At 34.4% G+C, this 12,551-nt stretch carries 15 protein-coding genes; 8 read left to right on the plus strand and 7 right to left on the minus strand.

Annotated features, from left to right (window positions below):
• Positions 1-54 precede the first annotated feature (54 nt).
• From IO90_RS04180 to IO90_RS04190, 3 genes are all read left to right on the plus strand, one after another.
• Positions 55-276: a DUF2281 domain-containing protein gene (locus IO90_RS04180; protein WP_034964144.1), complete on the plus strand. Its 222-nt coding sequence runs from the start codon at positions 55-57 to the stop codon at positions 274-276.
• Between the two features lie 107 nt (positions 277-383).
• A complete protein-coding gene (locus IO90_RS18575; RefSeq protein WP_228374644.1) occupies positions 384-662 on the plus strand; it encodes a type II toxin-antitoxin system VapC family toxin in 279 nt (92 codons plus the stop codon).
• A gap of 15 nt (positions 663-677) precedes the next feature.
• Positions 678-1,433: an enoyl-CoA hydratase/isomerase family protein gene (locus IO90_RS04190; RefSeq protein WP_034964147.1), complete on the plus strand. Its 756-nt coding sequence runs from the start codon at positions 678-680 to the stop codon at positions 1,431-1,433.
• A gap of 42 nt (positions 1,434-1,475) precedes the next feature.
• On the opposite strand, the gene IO90_RS18275 is transcribed toward IO90_RS04190, so the two are convergent.
• The 7 genes from IO90_RS18275 to IO90_RS04225 form a co-directional block, all read right to left on the minus strand.
• Positions 1,476-2,639 carry a leucine-rich repeat domain-containing protein gene (locus IO90_RS18275; RefSeq protein WP_051878256.1) on the minus strand — a complete coding sequence of 388 codons (1,164 nt, stop codon included), beginning with the start codon at positions 2,637-2,639 and terminating at the stop codon, positions 1,476-1,478.
• A 336-nt stretch (positions 2,640-2,975) separates the two neighbouring features.
• Entirely contained in the window at positions 2,976-3,323 is a 348-nt protein-coding gene (locus IO90_RS04200) for a hypothetical protein (RefSeq protein WP_034964149.1), read from the minus strand.
• Positions 3,324-3,409: 86 nt separating this feature from the next.
• Complete coding sequence (locus IO90_RS04205; RefSeq protein ID WP_034964151.1) at positions 3,410-4,090, minus strand: response regulator transcription factor; 681 nt, start codon at positions 4,088-4,090, stop codon at positions 3,410-3,412.
• A 2-nt stretch (positions 4,091-4,092) separates the two neighbouring features.
• Entirely contained in the window at positions 4,093-4,800 is a 708-nt protein-coding gene (locus IO90_RS04210; RefSeq protein ID WP_228374642.1) for a sensor histidine kinase, read from the minus strand.
• A 139-nt stretch (positions 4,801-4,939) separates the two neighbouring features.
• Complete coding sequence (locus IO90_RS04215; RefSeq protein ID WP_034964153.1) at positions 4,940-5,728, minus strand: hypothetical protein; 789 nt, start codon at positions 5,726-5,728, stop codon at positions 4,940-4,942.
• Positions 5,729-5,789: 61 nt separating this feature from the next.
• Positions 5,790-6,467, minus strand: coding sequence for a hypothetical protein (locus tag IO90_RS04220; protein WP_131450816.1), 678 nt, complete (start codon positions 6,465-6,467; stop codon positions 5,790-5,792).
• Positions 6,424-7,176 (minus strand): hypothetical protein, encoded by a 753-nt coding sequence (locus IO90_RS04225; protein ID WP_034964156.1) that lies wholly within the window; start codon positions 7,174-7,176, stop codon positions 6,424-6,426. The genes IO90_RS04220 and IO90_RS04225 overlap by 44 nt, the downstream gene beginning before the upstream one ends.
• Positions 7,177-7,463: 287 nt before the next feature.
• On the opposite strand from IO90_RS04225, the gene IO90_RS04230 reads away from it, so the two are divergent.
• From IO90_RS04230 to IO90_RS04250, 5 genes are all read left to right on the plus strand, one after another.
• On the plus strand, positions 7,464-7,715 hold the full coding sequence (locus IO90_RS04230) for a type B 50S ribosomal protein L31 (RefSeq protein ID WP_034964157.1): 252 nt from the start codon (positions 7,464-7,466) through the stop codon (positions 7,713-7,715).
• 103 nt (positions 7,716-7,818) lie between these two features.
• Entirely contained in the window at positions 7,819-8,979 is a 1,161-nt protein-coding gene (locus IO90_RS04235; RefSeq protein ID WP_034964158.1) for a GlmU family protein, read from the plus strand.
• Between the two features lie 180 nt (positions 8,980-9,159).
• A complete protein-coding gene (locus IO90_RS04240) occupies positions 9,160-10,812 on the plus strand; it encodes an Ig-like domain-containing protein (protein WP_034964159.1) in 1,653 nt (550 codons plus the stop codon).
• Positions 10,809-11,249 (plus strand): heme-binding domain-containing protein, encoded by a 441-nt coding sequence (locus IO90_RS04245; protein ID WP_034964160.1) that lies wholly within the window; start codon positions 10,809-10,811, stop codon positions 11,247-11,249. The genes IO90_RS04240 and IO90_RS04245 overlap by 4 nt, the downstream gene beginning before the upstream one ends.
• 63 nt (positions 11,250-11,312) lie before the next feature.
• Positions 11,313-12,053 (plus strand): DUF3575 domain-containing protein, encoded by a 741-nt coding sequence (locus IO90_RS04250; RefSeq protein ID WP_034964161.1) that lies wholly within the window; start codon positions 11,313-11,315, stop codon positions 12,051-12,053.
• The last annotated feature ends 498 nt before the right edge of the window (positions 12,054-12,551 follow it).

A 12,551-nucleotide genomic window follows, 5' to 3' on the forward strand; every position in this document is an offset into this window, starting at 1 on the left:
CCCGAATTGACTTGATTCTAATTTTTATCGACTATCATTTATCAATTATAACTTATGACATCTCTTTCATTATACACCAAAATAGAAACGCTTCCTCCAGCTTTGAAGGAAGAGGCGAAAGATTTCATAGAATATCTTCTTGAGAAGACTAAGAAAAAAAAGAAGGAATCGGAATCCAACAAAAAATCTGAAAAAACATTTGGTAGCTTGAAAGGAAAGATTTCACTTTCAGAAGATTTTGATGAACCATTAGATGATTTCAAAGATTATATGTAATGAATTATTTGCTGGACACGCATACATTTTTGTGGTTTTTGGAAGGGAACGAAAATCTTTCTGATGATGCACTTTTTGCAATAGAAAATCCAAATTAGATTAGTTTTATTAGTACTGCTTCGATTTGGGAAATTGCGATAAAACTAAATTTAGGAAAATTAAGACTTGATATAAAATTGGAAGAATTGAAGTCGGAAATACTTAAGAATGGCTTCGAGATTTTACCTTTGGATTTTGAACACATCATAGGACTTTCTAATTTGGAAGCAATTCACAAAGACCCATTTGATAGAATTATTATCTCCCAAGCTATTTGTGAAAAATGCACCATAATTTCTAGAGATTCAAACTTTAACCTTTACAAAAACGTGAATTTACTTTGGTAAAATCAAAACTAATAAATGGAAACATACGTAAAATCAACCATAGAAAACGGAATAGGAACCATCGAGTTTTTCCATCCACAAAGCAACTCGATGCCGAGTTCGCAACTTAAAAATCTGGTAGAAGAAATCAATAACCTTGGAAAAAATGACGATGCAAAAGTCATCATCCTGAAAAGTGGCGGCGAAAAAGCATTTTGTGCAGGCGCATCTTTCGACGAACTGATTTCCATTCAAGACTTCGAAACGGGGAAAACATTTTTCTCAGGATTTGCCAATGTCATCAATGCGATGCGAAAATCGCCAAAACTGATTATCGCCAGAATCCACGGTAAAGCAGTTGGTGGCGGCGTTGGAATTGCGTGTGCTGCTGATTATACTTTTGCAACGGAGAACGCTTCGGTCAAGTTGAGCGAGTTGGCGGTCGGAATTGGACCTTTCGTGATTGGACCCGTTGTAGAAAAGAAAATCGGAACTTCGGCTTTTGCGCAATTGGCGATTAATGCTACCGAATTTTACTCTGCAGAGTGGGCAAGAGAGAAAAATATGTTTCAAGATATGTACGAAACAACCGAAGAAATGGACGCAGAAATCCAAACTTTGGCTGAAAAATTAGCAACCTCAAATCCCGAAGCAATGCTGAAACTGAAAGAAATCTTCTGGAAAGAAACTGAAGATTGGGACAAACTTTTAAGCGAGCGAGCGGAAATCAGTGGAAAATTGGTTCTGTCAGATTTTACTGTGAATGCCATTAATCAATTTAAAAATAAATAATTTTCAACAAAAAAGCCTTTCTAAATTTGAAAGGCTTTCGTTTTATTCTTTGATGATTTTTTGAGTAATATTATCTTTATCTGTTTTGATTTTCACAATGTAATTTCCATTTGTCAAATTAGAAATATTGACTTCTTTTGCTTTTGCAGTTTTCAGAAGTTGTCCTGTTTGGGAATAGATTTCTACGCTTTCTACTTTGTCATTGGTATTAATCATGAATTTCTCTTTTACCGGATTTGGGTAAATTTGAATTGATGATTTCTTGATGTCATTTACTCCTAAACTACAGTTGGTACTGTAAGTTGACCAACTATCTTTGAACCATGACTGCGCTGGTGGCTGTTCATTATCTGTTTGAATACAAAAAAGGTTAAGATTGTTATAGGAATAGAATAGTACAATTTTGTCATTCTGACTGTTCTTTAAATTTAGAGAGGTGAGTTTATTATTGTTGCATAGTAAAACGATTAATTCTGAATTTTTAGAAACATCAATATTTTCTAATAAATTGAATTGACAACTTAATTGTTTTAACAAGAGGTGTTTTGATATATCAATGCTACTTATTTGATTTTTATCTAAGTATAGATTTTCGAGCATTAGGTTATTAGAAATATCCAAATCTGTAAGCTGATTATCAGAACAATCAAGTGTTCTTAGATTAATGTTCTTTGACAAATCCAAATTTGTTAGCTGATTACCTGCACAACGTATAGATTTTAGCTGAATGTACTGTGAATGATCAAGATTTCTGATTTTATTAAAATCATAGTTAAGATAAAGTAGCAATTTATTTTGTTCAATATCTAAATCTGTAAGCTGATTTTTGTTACAAATGAGATTTTCTAATAAAATATTTTTAGAAATGTCCAGACTTGTAAGCTGATTAGATTCGCACCAAAGAGTTTTTAGCCTTGTATTTTTAGAAATATCTAATGTTTTTAACGGGTTATCATTACAATATAACTCAGTAATATTGATGAAAGCTTCGATGCCCGTTAAGTCTTGAATGCCACGCGAGTGACATCTAAGTAATCCTGTAAAGTTTTCAGCTTCAGAAACTTGTATTTGACCATCATTATTTGTGTCAATTTTAATATAATGATTCAATAGTAAATTTTTAAAATTAGCATCAGGGATATTGACGATCTGAGCTGAAAATGTAAAAGATATTGAAATTAAAAAAGTGGTAAAAATGGATTTCATAAATGAATATTAGTTTAGTTGTCAAAATTAGTCTTTTTATTTAAAATAAAAACCGCCTTCCCAATCTGGAAGGCGGTTCAGTTTTCACTCGGAAATTAAATTAACTAACTCTAACTAAATTTCAAAATGAGTTCTCATCGTTGTTTGTTTTTAGAACCTTTATTTGTGTTTGCTTTTGTTCTTTATTGATAGGTCAAAAGTAGAAAGATATGAGACTCTGCGGTAGCGTGGAAATTACCAAATTGAAGATTGCGTATTTCTACGGACTCTGATTTTTAAAATAAAAAAAAGCCCCATCAAAAATGTGATGAGACTTAGAAAAAATATGAATCGGTTTTATCTTTGGTCAATAAAAGAATGGTTGTGATTTTTGATAACTGAAGTTTTCTCGACTTCAGTATTCCTCATTTTTGTTACCTTAAAAATATTTTCGCGTAATTCTACCACTTCGAATCTACTGTGAGTGGTTCCAATAGTAATATATGGTTTGGCTGTAAAAATGCCTCTTGGTGTTTTGATCTCAGCGGAAACTTCTACGATTGGGCAGATCCCTCGTTTTTCTGATTTCCATTTGGAATTTGGTTTCACAAAAAAATAATGACTGGTGCAAAAGATAGTCATATACGTGACTTCGCCTTTGATAATATGATCTGTGGAATTGACTATTTCTAATGGTTGGGACATTCGCTAATTGGTTTCAATTTTTCTTCATTCAAAGAAATGACAATTAGCCAAACTGCTATAGCGTAGAAATACGGAATTTTCGAGAATTATAATTTAATAGGAACAGTATGGATATTGTTAATAACTGCATAGATTACAATTCCAACTGTGTTTTTTGCACCAATTTTATCAAGGATTCTTTGGCGATGGCTTTCTACAGTTCTTGGACTTAGAAATAAAATATCTGCAATTTCCTGATTGGTTTTTTCCTGACAAATTAACTTTACAACGTCAATTTCTCTGTTTGATAGAGTTTCCTCGTTATCGAAAAGGGATTTTTTTCGGGAAGGTGTATTCATATAAGACAACAACATCTCGTGGTCTTCTTTTGTGAAGTACATTCCGTTTTGAGCTACCATTTCTATGGCTTCGATAAAAGTTTTTTTGTCCGAGTTTTTAGGAAGGAAGGCGGAAACTCCCAATTTTATCATATAACCAAGAACGCTACTTTTGTAATGCGAGGAAAGAATAATGATTTTCAAATCAGGATAATTCTTTTTTAGAATTTCCACCAATTCGAAACCGTCCATTGGTTGCATTTGAACATCAATCATCGCAATGTCAGGAAAGTCATCCTTTGAAATTGTTTCCAAATGCGCTAAGATTTCTGCTCCGTCTGTCGCCATAAAATCAACTGAAATATTCTTTTGCGCAGAAAGCAACATTTTGATGCCTTCCAGAATCAGTTGTTCATCGTCAACCAAAACAAGTTTTATATTTCTGCTCATAATTATAAAGGAATATTAATGATAATTCGGCTTCCTTTTCCGATTTTGTTTTTCCATTTGTAAATTCCTTTTACGGAGGAAATTCTGGATTCTATATTTTTAAGCCCCATTCCTTTGCTTGCCGTTTTGTAATCGAAACTTTGTCCGTTGTCGGTGAGGATCATCGTCAGACATTTTTGATGTTTTCTGATGTAAACCGAAACTTCATCCGCATGGGAATGTTTAATTACATTGCTCGTGAATTCCTGAATGACCCGATAGATCTGCACTTCTGTGAAAATATCCTTTCTCTCATATCTGTTGTCTATGTATAAGGACAGATTGAGTTTATAAGAAAGATTGGTAACCAATTCCTGTAGGTACAAAACCAAACCAAGTTTCTCAAGATTTACGGGATAAAGTGAATGCGAAATGTTCCTCGTCGAATCTATTAGTTCCGTAATTTGGGAATTAATGACTTTCTTGGAAACTTCCTGATTTTCCGGTTCCAGATTATTGAGCCAAAGCGAAAGTATATTAAGTCTGTTTCCAATATCATCGTGAACGGTGATCGCAATTCTTTTCCGTTCGTCCTCTTGTCCTTTTATATTTTCTAAAGTCAATTGTTTCTGGTATTCCAACTCAGCTTGAAACTGGGCATCTTTTTCCTGAACAATTCTTTGGATGAAGGTTCTGTATGCTAATAATATAAAGGATATGATGATTATCAAAACAACAATCAACACAACCAAAAAGATGATATTAAGTTTTATTTCTCTAATGACAAAAATGTTTTAATAAATATAATTTTCAACAAAAAAAGAACAGTATAAATTATACTATTCTTTTTTTATATATTTAAAATTGATGTTAATCAAAACCACCACCGCCAGGCCTATATGGAGGCTCAGGTTTTGTCCAATCAAAAATATCAATATCAATAAAGTTATCAACTTGTTTATGATTGATGAATACAAGAGTAGGCAAGTACTTTTGTTGACCACTTTTAGTTTCTTTCAAAGCAAAAGTACAGATAGATTTTGTGAGATTCTCAGATTGGACGTCATGTATAGGCACATAGAATTTTCTAAAAACTCTTTGACCTCTGTATTTAGTGCTCTCTGTATGAAACCATTCCACCGCATTGTTTCTCCAGTTTTCAATAATCTCTACCGCATTGTCAATAGAAATAGCTGGTTTTTTGATTGATGTTTTTTCTATAGTTTCTCCTTTAAGATTTTTTCCCTCTTTTGAAAATACAAAATTTTTGGTAGTCGTTACAGTTTGCTTTTCAGTTAAAACAAGATCAGTTTCCAATTCTTTAAGCAATGCACATTCATAGTTTTCCTGTTCGATAGAACTTCCATTACTATCCAAAGGAATTAAAATTAGCATCACTTGATTATTGAAAACTCCCATATCTATTCGGAACTCTTCTGTATTTTGATTGTTTGCTTTAAGCCAATTGATTTGATTAATGTCAAATGAAAATACATATTCCATTTTTAGTATTTCTTTCATTGTACTAAAATTAGAAATAGCTTCTTCCCATTTGTCAGTTGCTACCAGATATTCATCAAAAGTGATGTTGGTAATGTCTAAGGAGTTTATCCTTTGATTAAAAAGAATGTTTGTGTGATTTGATGTTTCTGTTTTCATTGTAAAATATTTATTTCTAACGAATTTATTAAAAAATAAGTTATTATGCAATAGTAATCGATTATTGTTGTTTAATTGTTATTTTTTTAAAAAATGTATAAATAAATAAACTATAAAGCATGCAACTCATTAAATTATTGATAACCCAAATACTAGTAAAATAATCTTTAGGAAATGCAATTAGCTGATTCTGGAATATAAATATGAAAATACTAACTGTAAAATACAAAAAAAATATTTTGTCAATCAGCTGAAACGAACTTTTGTTTCTTATATTTCTAATATCTTGAATGAGAGAATATCCAATAAGTACAGTCATAATAATATTTGAAACGGCTTTAGAATAATCATTATATTGATATTGACCAAAAATTCTATCTACTGTTAAAAAAAATATGCTCAATAATCCAGTTGCTAAAAAATAATATTTATTTAAATTTAGTTTTTTAATATATAAGCCAGTAACTGTAAAGAATTCGCCAGCGATATATATAGGATATAAAAAAGCATAGTTTTGAAATTTAAGAATTAACATAGTGTATGATGTAAATTCAATTAAAAAAATGAAAATGATATAATAAACATACCATTTTTCATTTTTTGTAATCAGTTTATATTTTGTTATAGAAACTATACTTGCTGTTGTTAATAAAACACAAATTATTACGCTGATAAGATTAAAAAAAAGTTCCATTCTATGGGGTAAGACAAGTTGGTGGACAAGGTCTAGACCAATCATAAATATTGGAAGGATCTGGTTTCACTTCATAAACTGCCCCTGGAGCTCCTAATTTAACGCCGTTTTCATTGCTGATGAAGATCAATGTTGCCAACAATCTTTGATACACCGCAGAATATTTGAAGCCAAAAACAGCAACTATATCGTGCGTATTTTCTTTATTATGCAAAAGATCTGCTTTTGGGATATAGAAACTCTGGAAAATCCTCTGTCCTTTAAATTCTAAGGATTCACGGTGCAAATAATCCATTGCATTTTCTTTCCAGGATTCTATTTCTTCTACAGCTTTCATTTGTCCAGTCACAGGCTCATTCATAACTGGAAAATTGAAGTCAGAATCTTGTTCGCTTTTGCTTAGATCTTTGGACAAAACGTAAGTGCTTGCTACCGTGTAAGTTTTTGTTTGTTTTAAGGTAAGATCATTTTCCAAGAATTGTAATGGACAGAATTCGTAATTATCCATTGTTTTTACATCGCCTGCGCTGGTTCTCGGCGTGAGGATCATTACCAGATTGTTTTCCCAAACGCCTATGTCTGCTCGGAAATAGGTTTCCGCTTCGTTTTCTCTATCAAACCATTCGATCTGCTCGCGTGATAGGATGAAAACTTTTTCTGGAGATATAACATTTTGTATATCAGAATAGTTAGATTTCACTTCTGCCCAACTTCTTACGGCTGAGGTGTAATTCTCATAAGTTAAGATTGCCATGTATTTTCAGTATGTTTAGTTTGGGATAAAAATAAAGAAAGTATTCTATAAAATTTACATTAATAAAGAATTATTGGTGAATTAGTGTTAAAAATGCTAATTTAATAATCATAGTTAATTTTGTGTTGTAAAATAATGGGCTATCTTTGTTTCATATTTTTCTATTATTAAAGAATAAAAATTTGCAGAATAAAAAATAATTCCTATTTTTGCATCCTCAAAACCAGAGTTGTCGGATCCATTAGTCCACTGCTCATATTAGATTAAATTTTAAAACTTCTGAAAAAATGAAACAAGGCATACACCCAGAAAATTATAGATTAGTAGTTTTCAAAGATATGAGCAACGACGAGATGTTCCTTTGCAAATCTACTGCTGACACAAAAGATACTATCGAATTCGAAGGATCTGAATATCCGTTGATCAAAATGGAGATTTCTTCTACTTCTCACCCTTTCTACACAGGTAAAACTAAATTGGTTGACACTGCAGGTAGAGTTGATAAGTTTATGAACAAATACAAAAAATTCGCTAAATAATTTTAGTTCATTTTTACAAATACAAGCCTTTCGTTTTCGGAAGGCTTTTTTATTTGTAAATTTGCTCAACGTTGAAATTTGAATTTTAAACTCAGAATAAATAATGCAATTAGTATTCTCAGACGCACAATATTGGGAAGATTTCCTTCCACTCACTTTTACAAGACCAGTTGCAGAAATGCGAATGGGAATCCTGACTTTCGCAGAAAGATGGAAAAAACTTCTCGAGATAGATGAGGTTTTCTACATCACCGAAAATTATCTTCAGGAAAAATTCAAAAAACCAGAACCGAAACAAAGTCTTTTCATTGTCCCGAACTTTTTCCCATCCGATGAAGTTTTAAAACAAATTAAAGAATTGGAAGCTGGCGAAGCTTTGGTTTATGATAATGAAGTTCTTGTCGCCAACATCAATATGGATAATTTTTCTCTCAATCAAATCAGTAAAATGACGGACATTACAGAGAAATTATTGTTCATTGAAAAACCAACCGACATCTTTTCTCACAACGATTTCGCAATTAATTACGATTTTGAATTGGTGACGAAAGGAAAAATGTCTCAAGAATTATCTTCGACCAACGGATTCATCGGTGAAAAAGAAAATCTATTCATTGAGGAAGGAGCAACGATAGAATTTTCAACCCTTAATTGCAAAACTGGAAAGATCTACATCGGAAAAAATGCCGAAATAATGGAAGGTTCAAACATTCGCGGTTCATTGGCACTTTGCGAAGATTCAAAAATAAATCTCGGAACCAAGCTTTACGGCGGAACTACGATTGGCCCACATTCCAAAGTTGGTGGCGAAGTCAATAATATTGTGATTTTTGGATATTCAAATAAAGGGCATGACGGATTCTTAGGAAATTCGGTGGTAGGAGAGTGGTGCAATTTGGGCGCAGATACAAATTCATCAAACCTGAAAAATAATTACGCGTCCGTCAAACTTTGGAATTTTAGAAAGAAAAGATTCCTCGACACAGGTTTGCAATTTTGTGGATTGATAATGGGCGATCATTCCAAAACGGCGATTAATACGCAACTCAACACAGGAACCATCGTAGGAGTAGCTTCCAATATTTTCAAATCCGGTTTCCCACCAAATCTCGTAGACAGTTTTTCTTGGGGCGGAATGAAAGGCGACGAAAAATTCCGGCTGGACAAATCCTACGAAGTGGCGGAAAAAGCGATGGAACGCAGAAAAATCCCATTGACCGAAGCCGACAAAGACATTCTGAAACATATCTACAATGAGTTTTAATTTTAAAACTCATTTTTTTTATTTAAAATTAGCTCCCTTTAGGGCTGGGGTCGTTTTTATGATAAAATTGGCTCCGTTTAGGACTAGGGAAATCTATTTTATATCAAAGTTTGCTTATTTTTGCTTATTAAGATTTTGGTCTAAGTTCTAAAATCTAATTTCAAACATCTATATATAATAATGAAGCAGTTTCTTCTTTGGCTTTTTGCATCGTTGGTTTTGGTAAGTTGTGCCAGGGTTGGATCTCCCGTTGGTGGAGACAAAGATTCTATTCCACCGTCAATGGTCGGGTCAAATATCGATACCACCAGAATCAATGTGCCGAGAGACATCAAAAAACTCAGAATTGATTTTGACGAATACATCACTTTGAAAGATGTGAGCAAAAATCTCATCATTTCTCCACCGATTCAATATTCCAAGATTATTCCGTCTGCCACAGGAAACAAATATCTGGAGATCCAATGGAAAGACACGCTTCAGGCAAACACGACTTACAATTTTAATTTCGGTAATTCCATCGTTGATCTTAATGAGAGCAATGTTTTACCTTATTTCAATTTCGCTTTTTCAACGGGAGAAAAGCTCGACGACCTTTACATCAGCGGAACACTTTCCGATGCTTTGGGAAATGAGAAAAACTCAGAAGGAAAAGAAAAGAATCTTGTGGTTGGACTTTATCAGGTCAAAGACACAATGAATTATCGCCAAAAACCGTACTACATCAGTAAAGCCGATCTCGATGGTTATTTTGAATTGAATTATCTGACGCCAGGTAAATACAGAATTATAGGTTTCGATGATGAGAATAATAATTCCATCTACGACATCGGAAAAGAAAACGTTGCGTTTCAAAAAGAGGAGATCGATCTTCAAACCAGCATTTCCGGATTGAAACTGAAAACGTTCCCATCAAAGAAAATTGCGAAGTACAAAGAAATGACTGCCTCAGTTGGCGGAATTACAATGATCTTCGAAGGGAATCCCGAACAAGTGATTGTAAAAACGGTAGGCGAGAAACCGGCAGATTACAAAGTTACGCACAAATCCAGATCAGATTCTGTGAGGATTTGGTTTGATGCCACCAAAGAAAATATCGGCGCAACAGTAAGTGAGAACCTGAGATTCTCTTATGACACGGGCGTAGTTCAAGACACGATGTCTGTATTTTACAAAAAACCTACGAAAGATGAGATGACAGTTTCTAATTCTTTTGGAAACAAATTGGTGCCTGAGACAGATTTCAGATTTTCATCCAATTATATCATTAATAAAATCCAACCGGAAAACTGGAAATTAGAAGCCGACAGCATTGCGCAAAACTTCACTGCAAGAATTTCTGAATTGGATTCCACACAGGTTTTCATCAAGTCAGATTTCGTCGTAGGAAAAAAATATCAGTTGACTGTTCCGAAAAACACATTGAGTTCTTTTTATGCCAGATCCAGCGAAAGTGTCCGTTTCGATTTCGAAGTTTCAAAAGCAGAAGATTTCGGAAGTTTTTCTGCCCATCTCAAAAATATCCCATCTCAGAAATTCTGGATTCAATTGCTCAATGAGAAAAATGAGCCGGCTTATCAACAATACACCAATCAGACTGATATCAAATTCATCAATCTCAAACCCGGAAGTTACAGGTTGAGGATTTTGGTGGACAATAATGAGAACGGCGTTTGGGACAGTGCGGATTTTGCAAACGAAGTTTCTGCGGAGGATGTTTACATCTTCAAAAAAGTGGGAGACAAAGAAGTGATGACTAAGATCAACGTTCGCCAAATGTGGGAAATCAATGAAAACTGGGATTTAACTTTAGAAGAACAACCAGTCAATTGAAAAAAATAATCTTTTGGACAGCAGTCGTTTTTCTCGGGATTCAATTCATTCCTATAGATCGGGAAAACAAAGCAGTCAACAAGCAAGACAATTTTGTTGATATCCACAAAACGCCAGATCAAATAAAAACGATTCTGAAAAACGCCTGCTATGATTGCCATTCCAACGAAACCAAATACCCCAATTATGCTTACATCGCCCCAATTTCGTGGGCAGTGAAAGATCATATCAACGAAGGACGCAAATATCTCAACTTTTCCGAATGGGGATCTTATAACAATGATCTCAAAAAAAATGCAGTTGAGAAAACCATTTCTACCGTTCGAGATTTGCAAATGCCTTTACCTTCATATATAAGTTATCACCCAGAAGCTAATTTGACAACGAAGCAAAGAAAAACCTTAGAAAATTACTTCGAAACTCTGAAGATTGATTAATTTAAAATATAAATTCTTATTCATAATTCAAATATTTTATATATTTGGTGTAAACTAAAACTTATGAATAAGATATTAATCGGATTATCACTCTTTTGTTCACTTTTCGCTAATTCACAAGAAATAGAAACCACTCAGGAAAAGAAAAATCTTGTCAAGATGAATCTGACTTCCGTGGTATTCCGAAATTATCAGTTCGCTTACGAGAGATTATTCACCAAGAGATTTTCCGTTCAGGTATCTTATGGTTTCATTCCCGCTGGCCAAATTCCGTTTGTGGACGAGGTTATCAAGGACGAAAACGTAGAAAACATAAAACTCGGCGGAAATAATCTGACCATCGAGCCCCGATTTTATCTTGGCAAAGGCTACGGTCACGGATTTTACATTGCCCCATATTACAGATACTCGCATTTCAATGTAGACAATCTCACTTATAGATACACCTCAGAAGATCCCGCGTTCGATGGCGAAAAGATTCCGGTTTCATTTACCGGAAAGACCAATTCCAACAATATAGGATTAATGATCGGTGCACAATGGTTGTTGGGCAGAAAGGACAATTGGGTTCTGGACGTTTGGTTCATTGGCGGACATTACGGTGGAGCTAGTGGTACTATCACGGGAAGGTCGGCGCGTCCGCTCACGGCTTACGAGCAACAACAACTGAGAGACGACATTGCAGATTTAGACATTTCTCTTTTCAAGTACGACGTTACTACCAATTCCTCAGGCGCAGTCATCAAGTTGGATTCCGATTGGTTGGGCGTGAGGTCCGGGATTTCTTTCGGCTACAGATTCTAAGATATAGTATTGGGGCAATTCCGGAAAATTGCCCTTTCTGATTCCGGCGCTATTTTCCGGACCGGGCTATCCGCTGCAATCTTTTTACAAAGCCCTGCCCTTTCTTTCCCTTCGCAAGACCTTTTTAAAAAGGATTTCCACTGCTATCCCTATCGCGGGATCGCATATCGAATCCACTAGGTCTTCCCATATCCACGATCCGTAGTAAAATTAATGTCTTTGAAAACCAGCGCGATACTTGAATGTCCGTTTAAAATTTGCGAATATATTTGCGGTTTCGGAAAAAGTTCCTACTTTTGCAACCGCTTTAAGAGAGCAGCGCAGAAGCCCGGTGAGACGTAGACGGGAAGATTTGGAGGCCAGCGATGGTCGATAAAAATTTCAAAAAAAGTCTTGCAGGTTAAAAAGGGAATATTTATCTTTGCAGACCCAAATCGAGAGATTGGGGAGCGCAGGAGAAGACAAAGAAAAACAGACTGAGAGACCTTTTAAAGGTTG

This window comes from Chryseobacterium sp. FH1 (genome assembly GCF_000735135.1).
GTDB lineage: Bacteria > Bacteroidota > Bacteroidia > Flavobacteriales > Weeksellaceae > Epilithonimonas.

Excerpts from the sequence above, each read along its gene's own strand:
- IO90_RS04180 (WP_034964144.1), top strand. The coding sequence starts at position 55 with ATGACATCTCTTTCATTATACACCAAAATAGAAACGCTTCCTCCAGCT.
- IO90_RS04190 (WP_034964147.1), top strand. The coding sequence starts at position 678 with ATGGAAACATACGTAAAATCAACCATAGAAAACGGAATAGGAACCATC.
- IO90_RS18275 (WP_051878256.1), bottom strand. The coding sequence starts at position 2,639 with ATGAAATCCATTTTTACCACTTTTTTAATTTCAATATCTTTTACATTT.
- IO90_RS04200 (WP_034964149.1), bottom strand. The coding sequence starts at position 3,323 with ATGTCCCAACCATTAGAAATAGTCAATTCCACAGATCATATTATCAAA.
- IO90_RS04205 (WP_034964151.1), bottom strand. The coding sequence starts at position 4,090 with ATGAGCAGAAATATAAAACTTGTTTTGGTTGACGATGAACAACTGATT.
- IO90_RS04215 (WP_034964153.1), bottom strand. The coding sequence starts at position 5,728 with ATGAAAACAGAAACATCAAATCACACAAACATTCTTTTTAATCAAAGG.
- IO90_RS04220 (WP_131450816.1), bottom strand. The coding sequence starts at position 6,467 with ATGATTGGTCTAGACCTTGTCCACCAACTTGTCTTACCCCATAGAATG.
- IO90_RS04225 (WP_034964156.1), bottom strand. The coding sequence starts at position 7,176 with ATGGCAATCTTAACTTATGAGAATTACACCTCAGCCGTAAGAAGTTGG.
- IO90_RS04230 (WP_034964157.1), top strand. The coding sequence starts at position 7,464 with ATGAAACAAGGCATACACCCAGAAAATTATAGATTAGTAGTTTTCAAA.
- IO90_RS04235 (WP_034964158.1), top strand. The coding sequence starts at position 7,819 with ATGCAATTAGTATTCTCAGACGCACAATATTGGGAAGATTTCCTTCCA.
- IO90_RS04240 (WP_034964159.1), top strand. The coding sequence starts at position 9,160 with ATGAAGCAGTTTCTTCTTTGGCTTTTTGCATCGTTGGTTTTGGTAAGT.
- IO90_RS04250 (WP_034964161.1), top strand. The coding sequence starts at position 11,313 with ATGAATAAGATATTAATCGGATTATCACTCTTTTGTTCACTTTTCGCT.